The organism is Halomonas sp. AOP25-F1-15 (assembly GCF_052378675.1).
Taxonomy (GTDB): domain Bacteria; phylum Pseudomonadota; class Gammaproteobacteria; order Pseudomonadales; family Halomonadaceae; genus Vreelandella; species Vreelandella casei.
Genome location: NZ_JBQSXV010000003.1, coordinates 456,364 through 481,816 on the forward strand (window position 1 = coordinate 456,364; position 25,453 = coordinate 481,816).

The 25,453-nt window shown below is 55.1% G+C and carries 22 protein-coding genes; 21 read left to right on the forward strand and 1 reads right to left on the reverse strand.

The window, feature by feature from the left end; all coding sequences use genetic code 11:
- Positions 1 to 119: 119 nt before the first annotated feature.
- The 8 genes from ACT3TF_RS08020 to ACT3TF_RS08055 all read left to right on the forward strand — a co-directional run bounded on the left by ACT3TF_RS08020 (position 120) and on the right by ACT3TF_RS08055 (position 10,544).
- Positions 120 to 1,517: a GntP family permease gene (locus ACT3TF_RS08020; RefSeq protein WP_441685407.1), complete on the forward strand. Its 1,398-nt coding sequence runs from the start codon at positions 120 to 122 to the stop codon at positions 1,515 to 1,517.
- A 96-nt stretch (positions 1,518 to 1,613) separates the two neighbouring features.
- Entirely contained in the window at positions 1,614 to 3,371 is a 1,758-nt protein-coding gene (locus ACT3TF_RS08025; protein ID WP_096277841.1) for an IlvD/Edd family dehydratase, read from the forward strand.
- 94 nt (positions 3,372 to 3,465) lie between these two features.
- Complete coding sequence (araD1, locus tag ACT3TF_RS08030) at positions 3,466 to 4,461, forward strand: AraD1 family protein (RefSeq protein ID WP_444671979.1); 996 nt, start codon at positions 3,466 to 3,468, stop codon at positions 4,459 to 4,461.
- A 328-nt stretch (positions 4,462 to 4,789) separates the two neighbouring features.
- Positions 4,790 to 6,019 carry an aldose epimerase family protein gene (locus ACT3TF_RS08035; RefSeq protein WP_444671980.1) on the forward strand — a complete coding sequence of 410 codons (1,230 nt, stop codon included), beginning with the start codon at positions 4,790 to 4,792 and terminating at the stop codon, positions 6,017 to 6,019.
- A gap of 73 nt (positions 6,020 to 6,092) precedes the next feature.
- A complete protein-coding gene (locus tag ACT3TF_RS08040; protein ID WP_444671981.1) occupies positions 6,093 to 7,088 on the forward strand; it encodes an arabinose ABC transporter substrate-binding protein in 996 nt (331 codons plus the stop codon).
- Between the two features lie 59 nt (positions 7,089 to 7,147).
- Positions 7,148 to 8,641, forward strand: a complete 1,494-nt coding sequence (gene araG, locus ACT3TF_RS08045; protein WP_444671982.1) for an L-arabinose ABC transporter ATP-binding protein AraG — start codon at positions 7,148 to 7,150, stop codon at positions 8,639 to 8,641.
- Between the two features lie 54 nt (positions 8,642 to 8,695).
- Entirely contained in the window at positions 8,696 to 9,712 is a 1,017-nt protein-coding gene (araH, locus tag ACT3TF_RS08050) for an L-arabinose ABC transporter permease AraH (RefSeq protein ID WP_444671983.1), read from the forward strand.
- A gap of 55 nt (positions 9,713 to 9,767) precedes the next feature.
- A complete protein-coding gene (locus ACT3TF_RS08055; RefSeq protein WP_096277855.1) occupies positions 9,768 to 10,544 on the forward strand; it encodes an SDR family oxidoreductase in 777 nt (258 codons plus the stop codon).
- A 6-nt stretch (positions 10,545 to 10,550) separates the two neighbouring features.
- Here the strand turns inward: ACT3TF_RS08055 and ACT3TF_RS08060 are convergent, their stop codons facing one another.
- Positions 10,551 to 11,771 carry an ROK family protein gene (locus ACT3TF_RS08060; RefSeq protein ID WP_444671984.1) on the reverse strand — a complete coding sequence of 407 codons (1,221 nt, stop codon included), beginning with the start codon at positions 11,769 to 11,771 and terminating at the stop codon, positions 10,551 to 10,553.
- A 307-nt stretch (positions 11,772 to 12,078) separates the two neighbouring features.
- Between ACT3TF_RS08060 and ACT3TF_RS08065 the strand changes: the two genes are divergently transcribed.
- The 13 genes from ACT3TF_RS08065 (at position 12,079) to ACT3TF_RS08125 (ending at position 25,437) form a co-directional block, all read left to right on the forward strand.
- The gene (locus tag ACT3TF_RS08065) at positions 12,079 to 12,849 is read left to right on the forward strand and encodes an SDR family NAD(P)-dependent oxidoreductase (RefSeq protein WP_444671985.1); all 771 of its coding nucleotides are present in this window, start codon (positions 12,079 to 12,081) and stop codon (positions 12,847 to 12,849) included.
- Positions 12,850 to 12,890: 41 nt separating this feature from the next.
- The gene (locus ACT3TF_RS08070) at positions 12,891 to 14,180 is read left to right on the forward strand and encodes an ABC transporter substrate-binding protein (RefSeq protein ID WP_444671986.1); all 1,290 of its coding nucleotides are present in this window, start codon (positions 12,891 to 12,893) and stop codon (positions 14,178 to 14,180) included.
- A gap of 66 nt (positions 14,181 to 14,246) precedes the next feature.
- Entirely contained in the window at positions 14,247 to 15,179 is a 933-nt protein-coding gene (locus tag ACT3TF_RS08075; protein ID WP_444671987.1) for a carbohydrate ABC transporter permease, read from the forward strand.
- Entirely contained in the window at positions 15,176 to 16,003 is an 828-nt protein-coding gene (locus ACT3TF_RS08080) for a carbohydrate ABC transporter permease (protein ID WP_444671988.1), read from the forward strand. Before ACT3TF_RS08075 ends, ACT3TF_RS08080 begins: the two co-directional genes overlap by 4 nt.
- Positions 16,004 to 16,016: 13 nt before the next feature.
- Entirely contained in the window at positions 16,017 to 17,633 is a 1,617-nt protein-coding gene (locus tag ACT3TF_RS08085) for a glycoside hydrolase family 43 protein (protein WP_444671989.1), read from the forward strand.
- Between the two features lie 4 nt (positions 17,634 to 17,637).
- The gene (locus tag ACT3TF_RS08090) at positions 17,638 to 18,693 is read left to right on the forward strand and encodes an ABC transporter ATP-binding protein (protein ID WP_444671990.1); all 1,056 of its coding nucleotides are present in this window, start codon (positions 17,638 to 17,640) and stop codon (positions 18,691 to 18,693) included.
- Between the two features lie 68 nt (positions 18,694 to 18,761).
- Positions 18,762 to 20,168: a sugar porter family MFS transporter gene (locus ACT3TF_RS08095; RefSeq protein ID WP_096277865.1), complete on the forward strand. Its 1,407-nt coding sequence runs from the start codon at positions 18,762 to 18,764 to the stop codon at positions 20,166 to 20,168.
- Between the two features lie 318 nt (positions 20,169 to 20,486).
- Positions 20,487 to 20,786 (forward strand): hypothetical protein, encoded by a 300-nt coding sequence (locus tag ACT3TF_RS08100; RefSeq protein ID WP_096277867.1) that lies wholly within the window; start codon positions 20,487 to 20,489, stop codon positions 20,784 to 20,786.
- A gap of 181 nt (positions 20,787 to 20,967) precedes the next feature.
- Positions 20,968 to 22,077 (forward strand): heparan-alpha-glucosaminide N-acetyltransferase domain-containing protein, encoded by a 1,110-nt coding sequence (locus ACT3TF_RS08105; protein WP_444671991.1) that lies wholly within the window; start codon positions 20,968 to 20,970, stop codon positions 22,075 to 22,077.
- 31 nt (positions 22,078 to 22,108) lie between these two features.
- Entirely contained in the window at positions 22,109 to 23,326 is a 1,218-nt protein-coding gene (locus tag ACT3TF_RS08110) for a serine hydrolase (RefSeq protein ID WP_444671992.1), read from the forward strand.
- 68 nt (positions 23,327 to 23,394) lie between these two features.
- Complete coding sequence (locus tag ACT3TF_RS08115) at positions 23,395 to 23,673, forward strand: peptidylprolyl isomerase (RefSeq protein ID WP_096277871.1); 279 nt, start codon at positions 23,395 to 23,397, stop codon at positions 23,671 to 23,673.
- Between the two features lie 70 nt (positions 23,674 to 23,743).
- Positions 23,744 to 24,679, forward strand: a complete 936-nt coding sequence (locus ACT3TF_RS08120) for an ABC transporter ATP-binding protein (protein ID WP_096277873.1) — start codon at positions 23,744 to 23,746, stop codon at positions 24,677 to 24,679.
- Complete coding sequence (locus ACT3TF_RS08125) at positions 24,676 to 25,437, forward strand: ABC transporter permease (RefSeq protein ID WP_096277875.1); 762 nt, start codon at positions 24,676 to 24,678, stop codon at positions 25,435 to 25,437. Before ACT3TF_RS08120 ends, ACT3TF_RS08125 begins: the two co-directional genes overlap by 4 nt.
- Positions 25,438 to 25,453: the final 16 nt, after the last annotated feature.

Consider the following 25,453-nt stretch of genomic DNA (forward strand, 5'->3'; position numbering starts at 1 on the left):
ATCGATATTGGCAGTTTTTGGCATTGGTTGGTTATTGCGTGGCTGCCTATAGTGGGCTTGCTTTGGTGATTGCCAGTAACGGCAACACCAATAACAACAAAATTTTAGGAAAAAACGCCATGCTAGAAACGACGCAAGCAGCAGGGGCTTCAACGTTAGCGCTTATGCTGATCGCAGCTGCTGCCATTATCATTTTGCTGTTGTTAATTATCAGAGTACGCCTTCATCCATTTTTTGCGCTTGTTATCGTCAGTATTGGCACTGCATTGGCGACAGGTATTTCCGGCGCAGACTTGGTGCCGACGCTTTTAGGAGGGTTTGGTAAGACGCTAGGCAACGTTGCGCTATTAATTGGCTTTGGTGCGGTACTAGGGCGGATTGTCGCTGTATCCGGCGGCGCTCAGGTGCTGGCCGATACGTTGATCAAGCTATTTGGCCATAGCCGGGCGCCGTTAGGGCTTTCCATTGCCTGCCTGTTATTTGGCTTTCCCATTTTTCTTGATGCCGCATTCGTTGTCATGCTTCCGGTCATTTATTCCGTGGCAAGAGAGCTAAAAGCGTCTTTATTACTCTATGGGTTACCGGCTGCAGGCGCCTTCTTGGTGATGCATGCGCTGGTGCCGCCGCATCCTGGGCCGGTTGCCGCCGCCGTTTTTCTTCAAGCGGATATTGGGCAAGTGCTGTTTATCGCCCTGCTTGTTGGATTACCGACGTGGTATCTGATGGGGTACCGGCTGTCACTGATACTGGCCAATCGTATGCCGTTTCAAGCGGTGCCCAATCTTATGGGCGGAAGCAATGCAGAAGTGCCGGCAGACAAGCGCCCCGCGTTTCGTACCGTACTACTGGTGCTGCTATTGCCGCTGGTACTTATTTTCCTCAATACGGGCCTTTCGACACTTTCTCATAGCGGCATGGTGGATGCAGACAATCCGCTGATTCAAGGGTTGATCTTGATCGGTGAAACGCCCATCGCGATGCTTATCAGTACCTGTATTGCTATGTGGCTACTGGTGCTTCGTTCGCCACAGCGTGAAGCGATTGGTTCTATTAATGAGACGGTTGAACAAGCGTTATCGCCTGTTTGTAGCATCATCTTAATCACCGGCGCAGGCGGCATGTTTGGCGGCGTACTGACCGCCAGTGGTATCGGTGACGCGTTGGCCGATAGCCTGCAAAGCTATGGCTTGCCGATCATCCTGGCAGGCTACGTGATCGCTTCAGTGATCCGTATTGCGCAAGGCTCGGCAACGGTTGCTGGCACTACGGCCGCCGGAATTATGGCGCCCGTTGTATTGGCAGACCCATCGCTTTCAGGCTTGCCCGCAGCCTGCATTGCCGTGGCCATCGTCGCGGGTGCCATTGGTTATTCTCATGTCAATGACTCTGGATTCTGGCTGGTAGGTCGTTTTTTAGGTGTGGATACCAAAACCATGCTGAAGACCTGGACCGTCATTTCAATCGGAATTTCATTGATGGCGTTTGGTTTAGCGTGGCTGGTGTTCTCACTGGTGTAACTAAGATGTTGTGACTAATAGCGTCACCAAACCTGTATGGATTGACCACTAATAAAAACATTGAGCTGCAGGCAGTTCGAGACCGAGGAGAAGAATATGAGTGATTCATCAAATGTTAATAAGCCAAAACTGCGCTCTGCCGAGTGGTTTGGTACCGCTGATAAGAACGGTTTCATGTACCGCAGTTGGATGAAAAATCAGGGCATCCCCGACCATGAGTTTCAGGGCAAACCGATTATCGGTATCTGCAATACCTGGTCAGAGCTGACGCCTTGCAACGCGCATTTTCGAAAATTGGCAGAGCACGTTAAGAAGGGCATTTTAGAAGCGGGCGGCTACCCGGTCGAGTTTCCGGTGTTTTCTAACGGCGAGTCCAACCTGCGCCCGACCGCGATGTTTACGCGTAATTTAGCCAGCATGGATGTCGAAGAAGCCATTCGCGGCAACCCGATGGATGCCGTGGTGCTGCTGGTGGGCTGTGATAAAACCACCCCGGCGCTGCTGATGGGCGCAGCGAGCTGCGATATTCCCACTATCGTGGTCAGCGGTGGGCCGATGCTCAACGGCAAGCACAAAGGTAAGGATATTGGTTCTGGCACCGTGGTGTGGAAACTCTCTGAACAGGTTAAAGCGGGCGAAATATCGCTGCACGACTTTATGGCCGCCGAGGCCGGTATGTCACGCTCGGCCGGTACCTGCAACACCATGGGCACTGCTTCCACAATGGCCTGTATGGCGGAGGCATTAGGTACCTCGCTACCCCATAATGCGGCAATTCCCGCGGTAGATTCCCGCCGCTATGTGCTGGCACATCTTTCCGGTAACAGAATTGTTGAGATGGTCCATGAAGATCTGCGTCTCTCCAAAATTCTCACCAAGGAAGCCTTCGATAACGCCATTCGTACCAACGCGGCGATTGGAGGCTCCACCAACGCAGTGATTCACCTAAAAGCGATCGCCGGGCGGATCGGTGTGGATCTCACGCTAGACGACTGGAGCCGGGTAGGGCGCGGCACGCCCACGGTGGTTGACCTGCAGCCGTCGGGCCGTTTCCTGATGGAAGAGTTCTACTACGCGGGTGGCTTGCCAGCGGTACTCAAACGCCTGGGCGAAGCCGACCGGCTGCCCTTCAAAGATGCATTAACCGTTAACGGCAAAACTCTCTGGGAAAACGTCCAGGACGCCCCGCTTTATAACGACGAAGTGATTCGCCCGCTGGATAATCCTTTGACGGTAGACGGCGGCATCTGCGTGCTGCGCGGCAACCTATCTCCCAATGGTGCGGTGCTAAAGCCTTCGGCAGCAACGGCAGAACTGATGCAGCATCGCGGTCGTGCGGTGGTGTTTGAGGATTACGACGATTACAAAGCGCGCATCAACGACCCGGATCTGGACGTTGAAGCCGACGATATTTTGGTCATGAAACACTGCGGCCCACGCGGCTATCACGGCATGGCGGAAGTGGGCAACATGGGCCTGCCGCCGAAGATTCTGGCTCAGGGTATTACCGACATGGTACGTATTTCCGATGCGCGTATGAGCGGTACGGCGTATGGCACCGTGGTGTTACATGTGGCACCAGAAGCGGCCGCAGGTGGCCCGCTGGCGGCCGTGCGTAACGGCGATATGATTGAGCTTGATTGCAACGGTGGGCGGCTGCACCTGGATATTAGCGATGCCGAGCTTGCCTCGCGCCTGGCCGAGAGCGACCCCACCGCAGCGTCAACGGTCATCGCCAGCCAGGGCGGCTATCGCCAGCTTTATATCGAACATGTGCTGCAAGCGGACGAAGGCTGTGATTTTGACTTTTTGGTCGGCTGCCGAGGCTCTGATGTACCGCGTCACTCGCATTAACCGTCAACATTAATCATCAATATTAACCGTCAACAGTAACCATCAGTATTAACAACAAAGTCATAACACCCGGTTATAAAAACAGGAGAACGGTATGCGTCTGATTCAGTGTTTACACGAAGGCCAATTGAGAGCCGCCATGGTCGAAAGCCCTCAACAGGTTCGGCTTATCAGCGGTAGCCAAGGAGTATATGGCTTGGCCCAGCAGGCTATCGCCGAGTCGCGCCCGTTAACGGAGGTTGTTGAGGCGGCATTGACCGAAGAACGCCTAGATTATGCCGCGCTGATAGAAGCAAAGCAGCTACTCCCACCATTGACTCACTCAAGCCCAGCGAACTGCCTTGTGACGGGAACGGGGCTGACTCACCTGGGCAGTGCCGATACCCGCTCGGCCATGCATGCTAAGGCGCAGGCCAAAGAAAGTGAGCTGACTGACTCGATGCGCATGTTCAAGCTCGGCGTGGAAGGCGGCAAGCCCGAGAGCGGTGCGTGCGGCGCGCAGCCAGAGTGGTTCTATAAAGGCGATGGCAGCATTATTGTTAATCCAGAAGGCGAATTTCCGGTGCCAGCGTTTGCGCAAGACGCAGGCGAAGAGCCAGAGCTGGCCGGGCTGTACTTAATTGATGGCGATGGGCAGCCCCGGCGGGTTGGCTATGCGATCGGCAATGAGTTTTCGGATCACGTGACCGAGCGCTTTAATTATCTGTGGCTGGCGCATTCAAAGCTGCGTGCCTGCAGCTTTGGCCCTGAGCTGCTGGTTGGCGAACTGCCTGCGCACCTTGAAGGCACCAGCCGTATTGTGCGCGATGGTAAAACGCTGTGGGAAAAGCCGTTTCTGACCGGCGAGGCGAACATGGCGCATTCTCTGGCCAATCTTGAACATCACCACTTCAAGTACGCTAACTTCCGCAGAGCGGGCGATGTGCACGTGCATTACTTTGGTACGGCCACGCTTAGCTTTGCCGACAGCGTGAAAACCCAGCAAGGCGACCGTTTCGAGATCGACCTGCCCGAGTTTGGCCGTCCGCTGCGTAACACACTGCGCTTTAGCAGTGATGATGAAGCGATTGTCACGGTGCGTTCACTCTAAATTTCTGGTCATGTGAGAGGCCGCCAGTGCTCTCGCCAGTACTGTCGCCAGTACTATCGCCAGTCTGATGGAGCCGGTGGCTCCATCGTGAGAGTGCTTATTCGATGCAAAAGAGTGAGCAGTGGGGCAACTTTAGTCGCGTATCTAGAAACCCGTTCTCATCGAGAATGCCCATGGGATAAGCCTTGAATTGTTATTGATACTTAGACGTATATCGATAGTGATGCATTTGTATATTGGTTGGTTATGAAAGACGTGGCTACTGTAGTGATTGAATCGGTATTAATAGCACTGACCTAACAACAAAAATCCCACCAGGAGGAAGCTCATGCCTCTCATGTCCAGCCAACGATTAAAAAACGGTTCTCCTCTGCTGCTCAGCGCTATCGCCGTGTTGCTGCTGATAAACGCCGCGCAAGCCCAGGACAACGCTGAAACTGACACGGCCAGTGAAGCCGACAACAGCGTCCAGACGTCGGTGTTTGGTCACTTGCCCGATGGTCGCCAGGTCGATGTCTATCAGTTTACTAACGCCAATGGGATTGAGCTGCGGGTGACCAACTATGGCGGCATCATTCTGTCGCTGAAAACCCCTAATCTGACGGGCGAGTTTGATGATATAGCGCTGGGCTTTGACGCCTTGGAAGCGTATCTCTCCGATGAGTACCGACAGGCCAGCCCTTACTTCGGTGCCATCATTGGCCGCTACGGCAATCGTATCGCGGATGGCCAGTTCTCGCTTGATGGGGAAAACTACTCATTGGCCACCAACGATGGTAGCAACCACCTGCACGGCGGCCAGAAAGGGTTCGACAAAGTGCTGTGGCAGGCTGAGCCGTTTGAGAATGATTCGGGCACTGGGCTTGTGTTGCGCTATACCAGTGAGGATGGCGAAGAGGGCTACCCCGGCAGGTTGGAGACCGAAGTGACCTACACCCTGACCGATAATGACGAACTGATGGTGGATTATCGGGCGGTGACTGACAAAGCCACACCGATTAACCTCACCCAGCACAGCTACTTCAACCTTAAGGGCGAGGGTAGCGACACCATTCTCGATCATCAGCTAATGATTAACGCCCCTGCGTTTACCCCGGTTAACGACACGCTGATCCCCACTGGCGAGATTCGCGCAGTAGACGGCACGCCGTTCGACTTTACCCAGGCGATGCCTATCGGCGAATGGATTGAGCAGGACAACGAACAGCTCGCTTTCGGCGGCGGTTATGACCACAACTTTGTGCTGGCCCGTGATAACGCAGCACCGGATGAACTCGTTGTGGCTGCCAAGGTTTGGGAGCCGCAGAGTGGACGCATGGTGGAAATCACCACCACCGAACCCGCGATCCAGTTCTATTCCGGCAATTTCCTTAACGGTGAGCTGACCGGTAAACAGGGTCAGCCTTACGGGCACCGCTCCGGCTTTGCGTTGGAGACCCAGCACTATCCCGATTCTCCCAATCAGGCGACGTTTCCCAGCACGATCCTAGAACCGGGTGAGACGTACCGCTCGCGTACGGTATACCGCTTTTCGGTACAGCAGGATTTTGAAGAATAACCACCCCAATGGGTTGGTAATAAAAGATTGAAATATCAATAAAAATAACGTTAAAAATTGCAGGAGCATAACAATGAGAGTGACTAAGATATTTACCCGGCTGGCCCTTGGTAGCGCTGTTATGTTGGCCTCGCTGGGGTCAGTACAGGCCCAGGAAGACGAGGTGAAAGTTGGCTTTATTGTTAAAAAACCGGAGCAGGCATGGTTTATTAACGAACAACAGGCCGCTACGGCGATCGGTGAAGAACTCGGTTTCGATGTGGTACGCCTGAGCGGCGAAGATGGCCAGGAAGTGCTCACCGCTATTGATAACCTCTACGCCCAGGGTGCGGACGGCTTTGTGATCTGCCCGCCGGATGTGCGTCTAGGGCCCGCGATCATGAACCGTGCCAACCAGTACAATATGAAAGTGGTCACTGTAGATGACCAGTTTGTTAACTCGAGCGGTGAGCCGATGGAAGGCGTACCGCACCTAGGCATGTCAGGTTATAAGATTGGCCAGCAGGCAGGCGATGCGATTGCTGCCGAGATGGAGGCGCGCGGCTGGGATCCCGAAAAAGTCGCCGCGCTACGCATTACCAATAACGAGCTACCCACTGCCGTTGAGCGTACCGACGGTGCGACCGCCGCCCTCCTTGACGCAGGCTTTCCTGAAAGCAACATCTTCGATGCGCCCCAGCAAAACAGCGATACCACAAGCGCCTTTTCGGCGGCATCCCCGGTGCTCTCTCAACGTGGCGATTATGAGCACTGGGTGATCTATGCCCTTAACGAGGAAAGTGTGTTGGGTGGCGTCCGGGCCACTGAGCAGTACGGCCTAGCGGCCGAAGACGTGATTGGTGTGGGTATCAACGGTTCCGGTGCTGCCTTTGCCGAGTTCTCACGCGATAACCCCACTGGCTTTCACGGCACCGTCGCGGTCAGCTCTACCATGCACGGCCGACAGACCGCAGAAGATCTCTATCGCTGGATTAGTGAGGACACACAACCGCCGGCCAATACCGAAACCTCAGGTGTCTTAATGACGCGTGACAACTGGCAGGAAGTACGCGCAGAGCTGGGTTTGTGACGTGCATGTTTGTGAAGCACATGATCTGTAACGGTAAGTGACCGCGGGAGTTTTGACGCATGTCTGATGCTTATCTACGTTTCGACGCGATTAGCGTCGTCTTCCCTGGGGTGCGCGCGCTGGATAGGGTGAGCTTTGGCGCTCAAACCGGTCAAGTACATGCACTGATGGGTGAGAACGGTGCGGGTAAATCCACCCTGCTCAAAGTGTTGAGCGGCGTTAATCGCATGGCGGAGGGAGCGCTGTGGATAAACGGCCAGCGCCATGTGTTCGGTAACGCCCGAGAAGCGCTGCGGGAAGGGATCGCCATCATCTATCAGGAGCTGACGCTCTCGCCCAATATGTCGGTGGCCGAGAACCTGCTACTGGGCCAGCTTCCCACGCGGCGAGGCTTTGTTAACCGCCGCGAGTTGCGCGAAAAAGCGCTGGCAATTCTGGCCGACCTTGGCGAGGGGAATATCCACCCCTCGACCAAGGTGCGCGATCTCTCCATCGGCCAACAGCAGATGATTGAGATTGGCCGCGCACTGTTGCGCGACGCCAAGATCATCGCCTTCGATGAACCCACCAGTAGCCTCTCTATTCAAGAGACCCGTCAGCTAAAGCGCATCGTCAAACGGCTGCGCGACGAGGGGCGGGTAGTGCTCTACGTGACACACCGCATGGAAGAAGTATTCGAGATGTGCGATGCGGTCACGATCTTCCGCGATGGCCAGCATATTCGCACACACGAGGATATCTCGGTGCTCAACCACGACCTCCTGGTGAGTGAGATGGTGGGCCGGGATATCAACGATGTTTACGGCTATCGCCCTCGCGAACATGGTGACGTGATTTTGAACGTCGAGGGCATTCAGGGGCGCGGTCTCAAGGCGCCGGTCAGTTTCTCCGTTAAGCGCGGTGAAGTGTTTGGGCTGTTTGGTCTCGTCGGTGCCGGACGCAGCGAGTTGCTACGGCTGGTCTGCGGAGTCGAGGCGCCCAAAGCAGGCAGCGTGCAATTCAACGGCGAGGTGCGACGGTTTAAAAGCCCTCAGGATGCCATCCGCGCGGGGATTGCCATGTGCCCAGAGGATCGTAAGTCCCAGGGTATATTCCCGGTGGCCAGCGTGGCCGACAACCTCAATATCAGCTGTCGACGCTTTTTTAAACGCTGGGGAATGTTCCGCCATCCTGGCCGTGAGCGGCGTAATGCCGAGTCGTATATCCAGCAACTCAGCGTTAAAACGCCGGGCCCGCGAACGCCCATTGGTAAGCTCTCGGGGGGTAATCAGCAGAAGGTAATTCTGGCCCGCTGGCTGGCTGAAGAGATTGATCTGTTCGTGATGGATGAACCGACCCGAGGCATCGACGTGGGCGCGCGGCGAGATATTTACTCGCTGCTTTACGACCTGGCCGAACAAGGCAAAAGCATCGTGGTGATTTCCAGCGACCTAGCGGAAGTCAGCTCTATTTGCGACCGCATCGCGGTGATGCGCGATGGGGAGCTGGTGGACGTGGTGCCGCGAGAATCGGCCACTCCCGAACGACTATTGGGGCTGGCATTACCCGCCTAAGTCGGCTTTTTTCAGCCCGCTTGCTCTTAAAAGAACACGCTCAGGACGACAACCATGACAACGAACGATGTAACCCAAGGCGATGGCCATGAGGCGCCTGCTCGCCCGGCGGGGCGCCAAGGGCTTATCAAGCCGCTACGTACACTGCTCGACACCTCGGGCATGATTGCGATTTTTTTGTTGTTGTTTATCACCCTAGCGGTGCTCATCCCCGATTTCCTAACTGGCCGCAATATGGTCGGGTTGCTGCTGTCGGTGACGCTGATCGGTAGTTTAGCGGCCACCATGATGTTGGTATTGGCGCTGGGTGAGGTGGATCTCTCGGTGGCCTCTACGGTGGCCTTTGCAGGGGTGGTAGCCGCGACGTTGACCACCAGTACCGGTAGCGTGTTTGTCGGTGTAATGGGAGGCATTCTTGCTGGCGGCGCGGTAGGCGCCTTTAACGGCCTAGTCATTGCCAAGTTCGGCATTAACTCGCTGATCGCGACGCTGGCGGCGATGGAGTTTGTGCGCGGGTTGGCTTACATCACCTCTGGCGGTGACGCTGTGATGATTACCGTGCCGGGCTTTTTTGACCTCGGCAGCGCCTCCTTTCTCGGTCTAACCCTGCCGGTATGGACGATGCTGGCCTGCTTTGTGATCTTTGGTGTGATACTCAATATGACGGCCTTCGGGCGCAATGTACTGGCTACTGGCGGTAACTCAGAGGCCGCCGCGTTGGCGGGGGTCAACGTCCGCCGTCTCAAGATTATTGTTTTTGGCCTCCAGGGTGTGGTGGCTGGGGTCGTAGGGGTGCTGCTGGCCTCGCGCATGGGTCTGGGCGACCCCAATACCTCCATGGGCCTGGAACTGGCGGTGATCTCCGCCTGTGTACTGGGCGGGGTCGCGCTGTCGGGCGGTGTGGCGACGATCACCGGCGTGGTGGTCGGGGTGCTGATCATGGGTTGCGTGCAAAATGCGATGGGCTTGCTCAACGTGCCGACGTTTTACCAGTACCTAGTCCGCGGTGGGATTTTACTGCTGGCGGTGATGTTTGATCGCTGGAAGCAGACCCGCCGTCAACGGGCCTGACAGGCGCACATTAATGCTTGATTGGCTAACTGAAAAGAAGACGTGAGGTGGGGTAATGACCGCTAGATTGGCCGCTAAGCATATCCTGGTGACCGGGGCAGCCACCGGCATCGGTCGCGCCATCGCCGAGGTCTGCGTGCAGGAAGGAGCTACAGTCGCCTTGCTGGATCGGGATGGCGCTAGCGTCGAATGCCTAGTGGCTAAGCTGCGTAGCGAAGGCTATAAGGCTCTGGCGTTAGTCGCCGATATTGCCGATCGTGCTGCGGTGGAGGCCGCCGTGGCGAGGGCGCGTGAGATTAACGGGCCCTTTACTACCCTGGTTAATAACGCCGGGATGAATGTCTTTCATGAGCCGCTCGCCATGCCGGATGAGGCCTGGCGACAGTGCCTCGCTGTCGATCTGGAAGGTGCCTGGTACTGTAGTCGGGCGGTGTTACCGGATATGTTGGAACAGGGCGGTGGTGCCATTATCAACATTGCCTCTACGCATAGCTTCTCGATTATCCCCGGCTGCTTTCCCTACCCGGTGGCTAAGCATGGTTTGATTGGTCTGACGCGGGCACTCGGCATTGAGTACGCCGCTCAAGGCGTCCGGGTCAATGCGATTGCGCCGGGCTATATCGCCACCCCGGCGGTGGAGATGCATTGGCAGACATTCGATGACCCTGGCGCGGCGCGAGCGCATATCGAAGCCTTGCTGCCGCCTGGGCGGCTTGGGGAGCCCAAGGAAGTGGCGATGACGGTCGTTTTTCTGGCCTCAGATGAAGCGCCCTTTATCAACGCAAGCTGCCTGACCATTGATGGTGGGCGCAGCGTGGTCTATCACGATTGAAGGCTTTTACGCCCGCTCATTGGTGGATAACAGCGTCTGAGAATCGGTGGCGTAAAGCGTCATGGCGATGCCGCCCATACAGGTCATGTCTTGATCCCAGGCGTGGCTTTCTATGCGGGTTGAGCCAACCAGTTCTGCCACTAGCGCTTCGCTGATAGCGTGTTGCATCGCTTCCTGCATCGCATCAAATCCGCGTACGCCAGCGCCGGTGATCAGCACTAGATCAGGATTAAACAGCGCCAATACATTGGCGATACCGTAGCCCAGTGCGCGGCCTGCCTCGGCATAAATGCGCATAGCCTGCGGGTCGCCCTGTGCTGCCATTTGCGTTAGTGACCGCATCTGTGACTCTGAGGGATGAGTCGTCTCGTCATTAAGCAGCACTGAATGGTGAACGGCCTCTCGGTAAAGTGCGTAATCGCTGACGTAGGCCTCGATGCAGCCGCGTCGTCCGCAGGCACATAGCGTGCCGTCCGGCTGATATTTACTATGTCCAAGTTCGGCTGCCGAACCGTTAGCGCCAACAAACGGCACGCCGTTAATCAGTACCGACATCCCAATGCCGTAGCCCAGCATAATCACCACTAAGTTGGGGCTGTCAGCGTAGGCAGGCTGTGCTGCCAGAAAGCTGATAATGCAGTTGGCATCGTTTTCCAGCAGCACGCTGCAGTTAAAGTGCTCAACTAAATGGTCGGATATTGATGCGTTGCGAAAGCTTAGCGCGGGCGACCAGATAATCGTGCCATAAGCTGATGAAACCACTCCCTGCACCGCTAAACAGATTCCCGCTAAGCGCTGAAATTTCCCCTGCTGTTGTGCGCATACCGCGCTCACTTTCTCTTGCAGCAGCGTGACTAAATCGTCGGCTGTCAGCTTCAAGGTGGGGATTATATGGTATTCGCTGTGGCACACCTGGCCCGCAAAATTGCCCACTACCAGCTGAATCTCATTAATTGATAGCTTAATGCAGACCACGTAGGCCGCCTGTGGATCGAGCGCAATCAGCGTTTTAGGCCGTCCCCGCACGGCGGGGCGAGGCGTTGCATGGGGATGTTCGGTAATCAAACCTTGCTGGAGTAATTCTGCGCTGATTGAGGTCACGGTGGCGGAGCTGATGCCGTTCAGCTTGCCCAGATCGACACGTGCAAGGGGCCCCTGGTCACGCAGGGTACGAATAACCGCCAGAGTGTTGTCACGGCGGCTGGTATCAGTCGAAGGAAGGGCCATAGGAACGCCGTTATGGTTCGTGATGAAAATATGTGGCTATTAACTGTCGCGGAGTGCCCCCCTATCATGAGGTGTTTACGCGAGTGTCAAAATGCGACCTAAGTTGTAATGCGAGTATTTAATTTAGCGTCTAAAGTAAATCAAGCATCACGCTATAACAATCTATGTTGGGAAGCCGTCCAGTCATAGTAACAAGCATCAATAGGTGGCCTCATTCATTTAGTGGTGCGCAAACATTGCCACTCATTTGGAGCCCTTAAACAGTAGATAGATGTCTAAAACACGGTGAAAAGAGGTGAGGATTTATATGAACCAGCACTCAGCGCGCTATGCGAGCCTTGAGCAGCGTGTGATCTTTATAACCGGTGGTGGCAGTGGCATTGGAGCTGCGCTTACCCGCGCATTTCATTATCAAGGCGCGTGGGTGGTGTTCGTCGATATCAACGATGAGGCCAGCGAGGCGTTGGTCGCGGAGCTACGCGCAGAGACGGGTGAGGCACCGCGCTACTACCACTGTGATATCCGTGATGTGGCAAGCCTCCAGTATGTTATCGCGGAGGTCGGCCAAAACGTCGGTCCTATCCATACTTTGGTAAACAATGCCGCCAACGATGACCGCCACTCCTGGCGGGATGTGGATGCGGCCTATTGGGATGAGCGTATGTCGCTCAATCTGCGGCCGATGTTCTTTGCCGCCCAGGCGGCGGCGGAACAGATGATCAAAGCAGGGGGAGGGGGAATTATTAATTTTGGTTCGGTCAGCGTGCAAATGGCGCTAGGCGGTCTGCCCGCCTACGTCACCGCCAAAGCAGCGGCACATGGCTTGACCCGCAGCCTAGCCCGTGACCTGGGCGAGCACAATATCCGCGTTAACACGCTGGTGCCTGGTTCGGTGATGACCGAACGGCAGCTCGAAAACTGGATTAGCTCAAATGATGAAGCTGCCATTCAAGACCGCCAGTGCCTCAAACTGCGCCTCGAACCTCAGCATATCGCGCCCGTAGTACTGTTCTTGGCTAGCGCCGAAAGCCAAGCGATCACAGGGCAAGAGCTGGCGGTAGATGCCGGCTGGTCTTGATTTGTTACATCATAACTTTTCAATAATGTTAGGAGAACGTTATGCACTTATCTAACAAGTACAACGTGCCCTGTTCACGCCCACGTCACTTAGCGCTAGCCGTTGCCCTCGTTTCTGCTTTGGGGTCAGTGGCTGCTTCAGCCGATACCACTGTGACGGTGTTACGGATTGAAAGCAGTAGTGCTGAAAAGCGCTACTATGATGATGTTGTCGCCGAGTTTGAAGCGCAGCACCCCGAGGTTAATGTTGAGTTCGAATATCTTGCCAACGAGGCATATAAAACACGTCTGCCCACCATGCTGCAGTCCAGCCAGCGCCCGGATATCTATTACACCTGGGGCGGCGAAGGGCTTCGCGACCAGGTGGATGCGGGGTTTGTCCGCGACTTAACCGAGCCGATGCGCGCTGGCTGGCAGGATATCTACCCCGAGTCCGCAGTGCGCGCCTTCACTCTTGACGGTCGTGTCTATGGCGCACCGCTCTACGCCACGGTGGTGGGTATCTGGACGAACACGGCACTGACGGATCGGGCGGGGGTCGATGCGCAGGCAATCGAGACATGGGACGATTTTGAAGACGCTGTGGTTGCGCTGCGCGAAGAGGGCATAACACCGATGGCGGTTGGTGGGCAGGATGGCTGGCCGCTGCACTTCTATTGGGGATCTTTAGTCACCCGCCTAGCCGGTGGAGAGGGCATTGAAGCGGCCAAAAGTGGTGATAACGGCGGCTTTAGAGGCGAACCGTTTGTACGCGCTGGCGAGATGCTGCAGTCGCTTGTTGAGCTTGATCCTTTTCAGCCCGGCTTTATGGCCACTTCCTACGAGCGTGCCAGCGGCATGTTTGGCGATGGCGAGGCCGCCTTTCATGTGATGGGAGACTGGGATTATCTTCCTTCCAAGCAGCGCTCAGTCAGTGGAGAGGGTGTCCCGGATGACGACTTGCTGTTTATTCCTTTTCCAGAGGTCGAAGGCGGTGAGGGCAATGCACAGAGTTTTGGTGGGATGAACGGTTTTGCTGTCACCCGTGATGCCCCCGATGAGGCTGTAGAGTTCCTGCGCTTTCTGCTGAACGCCGACAATCAACGCAAAGCAGCGGCCACGGGCATCTTTGTGCCGGTTGCCGAGGGCTCAGCTGAAGCCCTTGAAACGCCCTACGCCGGCCGTGTCGCGGAAATTCTTGCTGAGTCTGAGTTTCATCAGGTGTTCCTGGATCAAGCGCTAGGAACATCCGTCGGCGCGACCATAAATGACATTAGCGGCGACTTGGCGCAGGGCGTTATCACCCCGGAAGAGGCCGCGGCCCAGGTTGATGAATCTTGGCAGTTTAGATGACCGCCCCGCTAAAAGAGCACGTGCATTATAGCTCGTGCTCATCAATGTTCTGCCTCGGAGCTTGCCATGACTACGCTTGACCGAACCGCCGTACAGCGGAGAGGGAATGCCGATCGGGTGAAGAAAAGCTTGGTGAGCGGTAAATTTACCGCGTTATTGATCCTGCTTCCACCGGCGTTAATTCTGTTTTCGCTCTTCGTCATTCTGCCGCTTGCGGATGCCGTTTATTACAGCGGCTTTTCCTGGAATGGCTACGGTGTGCCCAGTGATTTTGTCGGCGCGCAAAATTATCAACGCCTGCTGGATCACTCAGTGTTTCATACCGCGCTGTGGAATACCGCCAAACTGATCCTGGTATCGCTACTAATCCAAATGCCCCTGGCGCTGGGTTTGGCGCTATTGGTGTACCGTAAAACACCCACCAACACCCTGTTTAGGTTGGTTTTTTTCCTGCCCTATATTCTGGCAGAAGTGGCCGCCGGGCTTATCTGGAGCTTTGTTTTCGACGGTGACTACGGGATTACCAGTTCGCTGCTGCATGCCATGGGCCAGGAGTCGGTGTATGTACTGGCCGACCACCAGTGGGCATTTCCAGCGATTATGACCGTGATCGTTTGGAAGTACTTTGGCTTCCATATGATGATCTATATTGCCGCCCTGCAGGGCGTGCCCAAGGATCTTGTTGAGGCTGCCAAGCTGGAAGGGGCAAAACCAAGACAAGTCGCGTTATTTGTGCAAATCCCGCTGATTAAGCACGCCCTTGTAGTGAGTGGTTTCTTTGCCATTATCGGCTCGCTGCAGATCTTCGACATTATTATCCCGATGACCAACGGTGGCCCATCCAACTCGACACATACCATCGTCACCTACCTATATAGCTTTGGTCTGTCACGGCTCAATATTGGCTTTGGTAGTGCCGCTGCGGTGGTGCTGTTTGTGCTCGCTATTGGGATCGCCTTTTTCTACCAACGCACCACTGCCAAGGGGAGTAAGGCATGAAAAGTATCACTACCCGTAACACCCTGCGTGTGGTCATCCTGATTGTGGTGGCAAGTGTTGTTATTGGCCCGCTGTTAGCGGCGTTCTTTGGTGGCTTTAAAGGCAATTCTGAGTTGCGCACCAATCCGCTATGGTTGCCTGACAGTTGGGATGCCGACAATTATATCGGCATCCTACTGGACAGCAATTTCTGGCGCTATTTGGGTAACTCTTTCTTCATCTCGTTAATGACGGTTTTTTTAACCCTGGTGGTAGGGGCCGCAGCGGCTTATGTGTTTTCGCAGATCCGCTTCTTCGGCGCCAAGATGATCCTCTCCTATCTGTTGCTCGGCCTGATGTTTCCCTTTGCGGCGGCCATTCTACCGTTGTTTATCAAGGTGCGAGATTTGGGCCTGCTGGATACCTATTGGGCGGTGATCTTACCCCAGACGGCGTTTGGTTTATCGTTAGCCATCCTGCTCTTTAAGGCCTTTTTCGATCAACTGCCCAAAGAGCTATTTGAAGCGGCCTATGTGGATGGGTGCAGCTATTTGCGCTTCTTCTGGTCGTTCACACTACCGCTCTCGACCCCTATTTTAGCCACGGTGGGTGTGTTTGTGTTTGTGCAGAGCTGGAATAATTTTCTGCTGCCGTTGGTGGTGTTAAACGACCGCTCTATCTACACCTGGCCACTGGGCATGATGCAGTTCCAAGGGGAGTACCTTACCCAGTGGAACATGATTCTGGCCTTCGTGACCTTGACCATCATTCCGGCGGTAATTTTCTTTCTAGCCGCCCAGAAATACATCGTGGCTGGCCTGACCGGCGGCTCTGTTAAAGGATAAAGGAGAGGCCATAATGAACGATGTTATCCATAATCCGATTCTGGCCGGGTTCAACCCCGACCCCACTATTTGCCGTGTAGACAACGACTACTATCTGGCGACTTCAACCTTTGAGTGGTACCCCGGCGTTCAGATCCATCACTCCCGCGACCTGGCTAACTGGGAGCTGGTCACACGGCCATTGAGCCGGGCCAGCCAGCTGGATATGCGCGGCAATCCGGACTCCTGCGGGATCTGGGCGCCCTGTCTAAGCTACGCCGACGGCCTATTTTGGCTGGTCTACACCGATATGAAGCGTTACGAGGGTAACTTTAAGGATGGCCATAACTACCTAGTAACTGCCCCGCATATCGAGGGTCCCTGGAGCGATCCGGTCTACCTCAATTCGAGCGGCTTTGACCCTTCGCTGTTTCATGACAGCGATGGCCGCAAGTGGTTGATTAACCTGCAGTGGGACTATCGCCAGCGGGAAGGGCGGGATCGCTTCGGTGGCATTGTGCTGCAAGAGTACGATCTTGAGCAACGTCGCTTAGTGGGCGCTATTACGACTATCTTCACGGGCACCGAGCTGAAGCTGACGGAAGGGCCGCATCTTTACCGGCGTAATGGCTGGTACTACCTGCTGGTGGCGGAAGGCGGCACTGGCTACCAGCACGCGGTCACCATGGCGCGCTCTAAATCGCTGACAGGCCCTTACGAGTTACATCCCAACAATCCACTTCTGACGAGTCAACATGATCCTGAAAACCCGCTACAGCGTGCGGGCCATGCGGATCTGGTCGATAGCCCTGAAGGCCATAGCTACCTGGTGCATTTATGTGGCCGCCCCTTACCGGGTACTCGGCTTTCACCGCTGGGGCGCGAGACCTCTATTCAGCGGGGGGAGTGGGGTGCTGATGGTTGGCTACGGCTCGCTAATGGAGGCAATACCCCGGCGTTAAAGGTCGCCGTGAGTGATGTTACACAAAAGACTCCTGTGCCGGAGGAGCACTACGATTTTGAAACAGACACGCTGCCCGCTGTGTTTCAGTGGCTGCGCACCCCCTACCCTGAACGGCTCTTTTCGCTTACCGAGCGGCCCGGCTACTTGCGCCTGTTTGGCCGTGAGTCGGTCGGTTCATGGTTTGAGCAGGCGCTAGTCGCCAGGCGCCAAGACAGCATTTACTGCAGCGCCGAAACGACGCTGGAATTTGAGCCTGAGGATATTCAGCAGTTTGCCGGGCTGATTGCCTACTACAACCGCTTCAAATTCCATTACTTAGCGGTGACCCTTAAAGACACCGGCGACAAGGTGCTGAACGTTATCAGCTGCCTGGATGATTGGCCTAACGGGAATCTGGAGATAGCTGATGCGAGCGTGAGCCTTGCCCCCGGCGCCACGATTCGGCTCGGGTTGGATATTCACGCCCAGGAGCTGCGCTTTCGCTATGCCCAAGGTGGCGATGAGTGGCAGTCGATTGGTCCCGCGTTAGACGCTGGCCTGCTCTCCGACGAAGGCAGCGGCCGCGCCCACGGCTACTTCACTGGCAACTTCCTGGGCATGGCTGCCCACGACATTAGCGGCCGCGGCATTCCCGCCGATTTCCAGACGTTCTGCTATCGCCGCGCCCCTCTTTCAGAGACGAGATAAGCTCATGGCTGAAGTAACACTACGCAATATCGAAAAGACGTTTTATGGCAAAACCACGGTGATCCCAGACTTAAATCTGCATATCGAAGATGGCTCCTTTACCGTGCTTGTCGGGCCTTCCGGCTGCGGTAAATCCACGCTGCTGCGTATGATCGCAGGTCTTGAAACTGTGACCCAGGGAACAATCACTATCGGCGGGGAGGATGTCACCACCGCCGAACCGAGCGACCGGGATATTGCCATGGTTTTTCAGTCCTACGCGCTTTATCCACACATGACGGTCGCCCGTAATATTGACTTCGGTATGCGCCTGGCAAAGGTGCCCCCCAAAGAGCGCGAGGCTAAAGTCGCCGAGGCAGCACGCCTGCTCAATTTAGAGGATCTGCTGGAGCGTAAACCCGCCGAGTTATCCGGTGGGCAGCGTCAGCGGGTGGCCATCGGCCGGGCGATTGTGCGCAGCCCCGGCGTGTTTCTGTTCGACGAGCCGCTCTCGAACCTGGATGCCTCGTTACGTAATCGCATGCGGGTCGAGCTGGCTGAACTCCATCAACGGCTCGAAACCACCATGGTGTATGTCACCCACGACCAGGTCGAAGCGATGACCCTGGCCGACTGCATCGTGGTGATGAACGCCGGGCAGATTGAGCAAATGGGCAAGCCCATGGCACTTTACCAGCGCCCTGAAACACTGTTTGTCGCTGGCTTTATTGGCTCGCCGAAAATGAACTTAATCGAAGGGCCGCTAGCGGCGGCCTATGGCGCTACCACCCTAGGCATTCGGCCCGAGCATCTAGAGGTAAGCCGTGATCAGGGTGAGTGGAAAGGGCGTGTGCGGTTCATCGAGAAGCTTGGCGCTGACGCCTTTGCCTATGTGGACAGCGAGCAGGCCGGCCCGCTCACCGTGCGCCTCTCCGGCGATGTCGAACTGAGTAATGGCGACACGCTGTTCATTACTCCCCAACAGGCCCAGCTTCACGCGTTCGATGCCGGCGGACAACGGCTGCCTGACGACGCTATCCGCCAACGTTTAAGCAGTCGAGAGAGCACGCTACACCGCTAGCTATTATCAATTTTCCAGCCATCAATAGGCACAAAAACGTTCAATAATAAGTACAAGGAGCTTCAGGTATGACTCAACAGCGAACGCTAAGCCGCTCATCTTACATTCTGGTTATATGTTGCATTGCCGCCATCGGTGGTTTTCTTTTCGGTTTCGACAGTGGCGTAATCAACGGCACGGTTGATGGCCTGCAGGCTTCTTTTAACTCCGATAGCGCGGGTACGGGCTTTAATGTTGCCTCTATGCTGTTGGGGTGTGCCATAGGGGCTTTCTTTGCCGGTCGCTTGGCGGACCGTTTTGGGCGGCGCACATTGCTTATTGTGGCCGCAGTATTTTTTCTGGTCAGCGCCTGGGGGTCGGGTATTTCCGGCAGCTCTATGGAGTTTGTGCTGTACCGTATTCTTGGTGGGATTGCGGTAGGTGCAGCCAGTGTCATGACGCCAGCCTACATTAGTGAAGTGGCACCTTCTGCTTATCGCGGTCGGTTAGCTACTATCCAGCAAGTGGCGATTATTTCAGGCCTGTTTGTGGCGTTTCTGAGTAATTATGTGCTGGCGTACGTTTCTGGCTCAGCAATGACTGAACTGTGGTTTGGTTTTGCGACGTGGCGCTGGATGTTCTGGATTGAGCTAATCCCTGCATCCATCTTCCTAGTGGCGTTATTGTTTATTCCCGAAAGCCCACGTTATTTAATCAGCACGGGCAAAGACACTGAGGCACGCCGCGTACTTGGCTTGGTGATGCCTGAGGAAGAAATTGAACCCAAAATACAGGAGGTTAATGCCACACTGAATCGTGATCATAAACCGCGTTTAAGCGATGTGCTTAACCGCACCACGGGGAAGGTGCATGGCATCGTGTGGGTGGGCATTGGGTTAGCGGTTTTCCAGCAGTTAGTCGGTATAAACGTAGTGTTCTATTACGGTGCCGTGCTGTGGCAGTCAGTTGGCTTTTCAGAAAGCGATGCGCTGCTGATTAATGTGATTTCGGGGGCCGTCAGTATTGCCGCCTGCCTCTTGGCGATTGCGCTGATCGACAAAATCGGCAGAAAGCCTCTGCTATGGGGCGGCTCCGTGGGAATGACAATAACACTGGCTTGCCTCTCCTATGCTTTCTCTACCGCAACAATGGTGGATGGCAGTCTGCGCTTATCAGATGACATGGGTGTGTTTGCGCTCGTTGCGGCCAACCTTTACGTGCTGTTTTTCAATGCTTCCTGGGGGCCGGTGATGTGGGTAATGCTGGGCGAGATGTTCCCCAATCAGATGCGCGGTTCGGGTCTGGCGATTGCAGGGCTTTTCCAATGGTTAGCCAACTTCGGTATTACCATGACATTTCCTATCATGCTGGCTTCCGTCGGGCTGTTCGGTGCTTACGGTTTTTATGCGATCAGTGCCGTGGCATCGGTGTTCTTCGTTGTTCTCTTCGTCAAAGAAACACGCGGTAAAGAGCTTGAAGAGATGACCTATGAGTAAACGGTAGATGCAGGCGGGGCAATTAAACATAGCAGGCTTACATTGCCCCGTTTGGCTGTACCGTTAAGGAGCATGTGCCAATTATAGGCAATAAAAAATTAATTTTTATTAATAAAAACAAATGGTTGGCATGAATATTAGAACTATAAGATACTGTTTGGTAATGATTTTTATTAATGATTGCCAGTAACTGGCACGGGGGGTGCAATGATAGAGGTAAGAACGGAGCAGGCAAGAGGCCTGACGTTCTTAACCTTTAAACCACTCTATGATTCTCGTATTGCGGTTTAAGAAGTAACGTTATTAGGAGGCAGTATCATGATGAAGAAGGATTCTCTCAAGAAGCTTGGCATCCTAGGTGTATCGTTTGGCCTGATGGCTAGCCCTCTCGCCTTTGCACAAATGGAAGGTAGTGGCACAGAGCAAGAACCGACGCCGCAAGAAGAAACCATGCAAGACGATCAAGGTACCTACAACTCTTACGACACTGAGCAAGAGCAAGGCCAGGACGTAGGAACGGAGTATGAAGAGGAAGAGGAAGAATTCACTTTCGAAGAAGAGGAAGAGGAGCAAGAAGCACCCACCACTGACGATCAGCAGGGCGATTCCGGGTGGTAATTGCAATCTTTAAGGAATAACTTTTCTCGGGTTCAAGGATGAGCCACAAAATGCCCCGTTCATTGCGGGGCATTTTTGTGCCTGACCATTTAAGGCCATCAACGTTAAGGTCATCAACGTTAAGACGATCAACTAAGGCGCACGATATAGTGGTGCATTGCTCCTCTACAAGGATGTCTCGATGCAGCTGACATGGTCGCAAATACCTCAATTACCCAAAGCAGAGGGCCGTATACAGGCCATTGATTTGGCGCGTGGCCTGGCGATTGGCTTGATGATTATGAGTCACGCGGTCAGTGGGCTAGTCGGCATACGCAATGTGCCGGACTGGGGCATGGTGCCGATCCACTTTTTGACAAAGTTTTCTTCCTCGCTGTTTATTTTAGTCTTCGGTATTGCCTTGGCCGTGGCATTTTTGTCGCATACTCAAAGCGATGATTGGCCCAAGCGCAGGCTCAAGCTTTGGCTGCGCGGCGTGGAAGTATGGTTCTGGTACAAAGCGCTGCTCGTGATTGAAATGCTGCCGTTCTATCCCCCCGGCGATATCGTGGATGCCTTGCTCTACGGGCGCTTCGCGATATGGACGGAAATCTTAGGCTTTTACGCTATCGCGCTGCTGTGGGTACCACTGATTTTGCCGCTATGGGCGCGGGCACCGCTGTGGAGCCGACTCGGCACGATTGGTGTCTTCATCGCGCTAACGGTGTGGCTGCAGAGCCTGACCTTCGGTGGTAACGATATTCTGAAAGCGCTGCTGGTCGACCACGAAGACCACTACGCATGGGGGCAAATTAGTCGTGCACCGTTGATTTTAGTCGGGCTGCTTATTGGTGAGTCGCTGCTACGCTGCTACTTTGAACCCGCCGCACGGCGTCGCTTAGTGCTTACGCTGCTGGGGCTTGGGGCGCTCATGGTCGGCGGATTTTATGCCTTAGCATTGGCGAGCGGCGATGTGCACGCGGCCATGCTGGCGGTGGCTAATAACGTTGGCAAGCATCCGCCTGGGCTTGAGTTTATGCTGTTTAGCTTAGGCGGTGCGCTGGTGCTGTTAGCCCTTGCACTGGCCGGGGGCGCCCGTGCCGCCAAGGTGTTAATGCCGCTGACTGTGATTGGCACAGACGCGCTGAAGACGTTTATTTTCCACATTGTGATGATTTTCTTGGTGCTGCGTTTTCTATTGCAAGGCGAGGGCCTTTACAGCTATCCACAGGCGCTCGGTATTGGCGGGCTGTTGATAATCGGTGCCGCCGCATGGATTTGGGTGACCCGTTGGATGGCCGCTCACCGCTGATTTTCACATAAAGCATTAAGAGGTAACGCATTTGCGACACTGGATACGGCGTGGGCTGATAGCGCTAGCGCTTCTCATCGTAGCTCTTCCCATCGTAGCTCTTCCCATCGTAGCTCTTCTCAACGTACTGCCTGCCTCTGCACAGGCTGACGAGACCAATGAGTACGATACTAATGGGTACGAGACCAATTGGTACTACGAGGTAGATAAGCGCAGCACCTGGCAGGGCGATTTAACTGCTCGACTGCAGGCCATCGAAGGTGTGTTTGGCGGCCAGCTAGGCGTTTATGTACAGAACCTGGCCACTGGCGAAGCCTACTCTTGGCATGCTGATGACCCTTGGTATTTGGCCTCGCTGATCAAGGTGCCGGTAGCGGCCCAGGTGCTGGCAGAGCGCCAAGCAGGCACGCTGACGTTAGATGAGCGCTTAACGCTTGCGCGCAGCGACTTTGTCGATGGCGCAGGCCCCACTAATTGGCACGACCCCGGCACGCCGATTTCTATCCGTTACTTGATGGAGCAAATGATTACCGTCAGTGATAACACCGCCACCGATATGCTGATTGACCGAGTAGGGCTGGCGGCGGTTAATGCGCGTGCGCGAAGGATGATCGCGGCAAGCGGTGGTGATCCCTATGAAATCGGCCCTATTACTAAGCTAGTCGGCGTGCGCCAAGGCATTTATGGCCAGCTGCACCCCGATGCCCGCGCGCTGAGCGGCATGGACTTCATGGCGCTGCGTCAACACGCGGTGAGCCAGCGCCCACAAGCGCTAGCCCGCGCGCTTGGGGTAAGCACCGACACCTTCGCGCAGCCGGATTACGACCACGCCTTTGATGCCTACGAAGCCACGGGCGAAAATGTCGGTACGCTGAGTGCTTACGGGGATTTACTGGCGAGCCTGTACGGCGCGCAGCAAGGTCTTTCACAAGAACAGGACGGCCCGGACAATCTAGATGCCGAGCAGCGCCAAGCGCTATTAGAGGTGATGCGGCGAACGAGTTCCGGCAAGCAGCGCCTCAAGGCGGGCTTGGGTGAAGGCATTAACTTCGCGCATAAAACCGGTACTCAGCAGCGGCGCAGCTGCGATGCGGGCATTGCCGAGCGCGAACAGGCCGATATTAGCGCCGATGGCCCCTGGGTGATTGTTAGCTGTATGCGCGGCCCTGCGGCCTTAAGCACTCATGAGCGGGCGATGGCAAGTGTGGGTGAAGCGTTACGCCGCAGTGGTGCTCTTGGCAGGCCATGATAAACTAGTGCGTCCTCGTTTCCGTCGGCATCAAAACGGCGACGAAAAAACCACTTTAGGAGCAATTTATGTCACGCGCCAGCGCCCGCCACATTTTGGTCAGTAGTGAAGAACAGTGCCTAGCACTTAAGAAAGAAATTGAGAGCGGCAGCGATTTTGCTGACGTCGCCAAGCAGCATTCTAGCTGCCCTTCTAGCCGCCAAGGTGGCGATCTGGGCACCTTCGGCCCTGGTCAAATGGTGCCTGAGTTCGACAAAGTCGTCTTCAACGACGAAGTAGGCCAAGTCCATGGCCCGGTTAAAACACAGTTCGGTTACCACCTGTTAGAAATCACCAGCCGCAGCTAATGTCAGCAACGTTTGCCTGAAGGCCGTCAAGCGCCGCGACCCTTTGAGGGCGCGGCGTGAGGAGTACGCCTTGAACGACCCAATTATTACCATTAACGGCCTGAACAAAACCTATGAAGGTGGCTTTCAGGCGTTAACCCGTGTCGATTTAACGATTCAGCGCGGCGAAATATTTGCCCTGCTTGGCCCCAACGGGGCGGGCAAAACAACCCTGATTAGCGTGGTATGTGGCTTGGTCAATCCGACCGCTGGCCACGTCACCATCGACGGTTTTGATAACGTCAGCCAGTACCGCCAAGCCCGCGAACGCATCGGGCTGGTACCCCAAGAGCTCACCAACGAAGCGTTTGAAACGGTGTGGAACACGGTCAGTTTCAGCCGAGGCCTGTTTGGCAAGCCACCCAACCCTGCGCATATCGAAAAAGTGCTGAAATCGCTGGCGCTGTGGGATAAACGCCACAACCGGCTAATGACGCTGTCAGGCGGCATGAAGCGCCGGGTGCTAATTGCTAAAGCGCTTTCGCATGAGCCGCGCATTCTGTTTCTAGATGAGCCCACCGCTGGCGTTGATGTTGAGCTGCGCCGCGAGATGTGGGAAGTCGTGCGCCAACTGCGTGACAACGGTGTCACCATTATTTTAACCACGCACTATATCGAAGAAGCCGAAGAGATGGCCGACCGTATCGGGGTCATCAATCATGGCGAGATTGTGCTGGTTGAAGAGAAAGCGGTATTGATGAGTAAGCTAGGCAGCAAGCAACTAACGCTTAATCTACAAACGCCGCTTACCGAGGTGCCCGCTGCTCTACAGCGCTTCGAGCTAAGTTTGGCAGCAGAAGGCCATGAGCTTATTTATACCTACGACGGTCGCCAAGAAGAAGACGGGCGCGGCATGTCAGAGCTGCTGAGCGCCTTGGAGCGGGAAGGGGTGGCCTTTAAAGACCTCAACACCCGGCAAAGCTCGCTTGAAGATATTTTCGTCGATTTAGTTAAGGAGCGCGCATGAACCTTCATCCCGTTCGCGCCATTTACATGGCGGAAATGGCCCGTACGCGTCGCACCTTGCTGCAAAGTATCGTTTCGCCCGTCATCTCCACCTCGTTATATTTTGTGGTGTTTGGCGCCGCGATTGGCTCGCGCATCAGTGAAATCAACGGGGTCAGCTACGGGGCGTTTATTGTGCCGGGGCTGATTATGCTGATGCTATTGACGCAAAGTGTTTCCAACGCGTCGTTTGGGATATTTTTTCCCAAGTTTTCCGGCAGTATTTACGAGCTGCTTTCAGCGCCTATTTCGCACCTTGAAATTGTGATTGGCTACGTAGGGGCGGCGGCCTCGAAATCGATTCTGCTGGGGCTGATAATTTTAGCCACCTCAAACTTTTTCGTGCCGCTAGAAATCGCCCATCCGTTTTGGATGCTGAGCTTTTTAGTGCTTACGGCCGTCACCTTTAGTCTGCTCGGTTTTATTATCGGTATTTGGGCCGATGGGTTTGACCGGTTGCAGCTTGTGCCGCTATTAGTCATCACGCCGCTGACCTTTCTTGGGGGCAGTTTTTACTCTATCGATATGCTGCCGCCGTTTTGGCAAACCGTCACCCTAGCCAACCCCGTGGTGTACTTGGTGAGCGGCTTTCGCTGGAGCTTTTACGGCATTAGCGACGTAAGCCTTGCGGCTAGCGTGGGCATGATTGCGCTATTTCTAACGGTTTGCCTGGCCACTATTAGCTGGATGTTCCGCACCGGCTATCGCCTCAAGCCTTGAGCCAACTTTTAACCCT

Bases quoted from the DNA above. Each gene is read 5' to 3' on its own strand.
- ACT3TF_RS08020 (WP_441685407.1), top strand. From the start codon at position 120: ATGCTAGAAACGACGCAAGCAGCAGGGGCTTCAACGTTAGCGCTTATG.
- ACT3TF_RS08025 (WP_096277841.1), top strand. From the start codon at position 1,614: ATGAGTGATTCATCAAATGTTAATAAGCCAAAACTGCGCTCTGCCGAG.
- araD1 (WP_444671979.1), top strand. From the start codon at position 3,466: ATGCGTCTGATTCAGTGTTTACACGAAGGCCAATTGAGAGCCGCCATG.
- ACT3TF_RS08035 (WP_444671980.1), top strand. From the start codon at position 4,790: ATGCCTCTCATGTCCAGCCAACGATTAAAAAACGGTTCTCCTCTGCTG.
- ACT3TF_RS08040 (WP_444671981.1), top strand. From the start codon at position 6,093: ATGAGAGTGACTAAGATATTTACCCGGCTGGCCCTTGGTAGCGCTGTT.
- araG (WP_444671982.1), top strand. From the start codon at position 7,148: ATGTCTGATGCTTATCTACGTTTCGACGCGATTAGCGTCGTCTTCCCT.
- araH (WP_444671983.1), top strand. From the start codon at position 8,696: ATGACAACGAACGATGTAACCCAAGGCGATGGCCATGAGGCGCCTGCT.
- ACT3TF_RS08055 (WP_096277855.1), top strand. From the start codon at position 9,768: ATGACCGCTAGATTGGCCGCTAAGCATATCCTGGTGACCGGGGCAGCC.
- ACT3TF_RS08060 (WP_444671984.1), bottom strand. From the start codon at position 11,771: ATGGCCCTTCCTTCGACTGATACCAGCCGCCGTGACAACACTCTGGCG.
- ACT3TF_RS08065 (WP_444671985.1), top strand. From the start codon at position 12,079: ATGAACCAGCACTCAGCGCGCTATGCGAGCCTTGAGCAGCGTGTGATC.
- ACT3TF_RS08070 (WP_444671986.1), top strand. From the start codon at position 12,891: ATGCACTTATCTAACAAGTACAACGTGCCCTGTTCACGCCCACGTCAC.
- ACT3TF_RS08075 (WP_444671987.1), top strand. From the start codon at position 14,247: ATGACTACGCTTGACCGAACCGCCGTACAGCGGAGAGGGAATGCCGAT.
- ACT3TF_RS08080 (WP_444671988.1), top strand. From the start codon at position 15,176: ATGAAAAGTATCACTACCCGTAACACCCTGCGTGTGGTCATCCTGATT.
- ACT3TF_RS08085 (WP_444671989.1), top strand. From the start codon at position 16,017: ATGAACGATGTTATCCATAATCCGATTCTGGCCGGGTTCAACCCCGAC.
- ACT3TF_RS08090 (WP_444671990.1), top strand. From the start codon at position 17,638: ATGGCTGAAGTAACACTACGCAATATCGAAAAGACGTTTTATGGCAAA.
- ACT3TF_RS08095 (WP_096277865.1), top strand. From the start codon at position 18,762: ATGACTCAACAGCGAACGCTAAGCCGCTCATCTTACATTCTGGTTATA.
- ACT3TF_RS08100 (WP_096277867.1), top strand. From the start codon at position 20,487: ATGATGAAGAAGGATTCTCTCAAGAAGCTTGGCATCCTAGGTGTATCG.
- ACT3TF_RS08105 (WP_444671991.1), top strand. From the start codon at position 20,968: ATGCAGCTGACATGGTCGCAAATACCTCAATTACCCAAAGCAGAGGGC.
- ACT3TF_RS08115 (WP_096277871.1), top strand. From the start codon at position 23,395: ATGTCACGCGCCAGCGCCCGCCACATTTTGGTCAGTAGTGAAGAACAG.
- ACT3TF_RS08125 (WP_096277875.1), top strand. From the start codon at position 24,676: ATGAACCTTCATCCCGTTCGCGCCATTTACATGGCGGAAATGGCCCGT.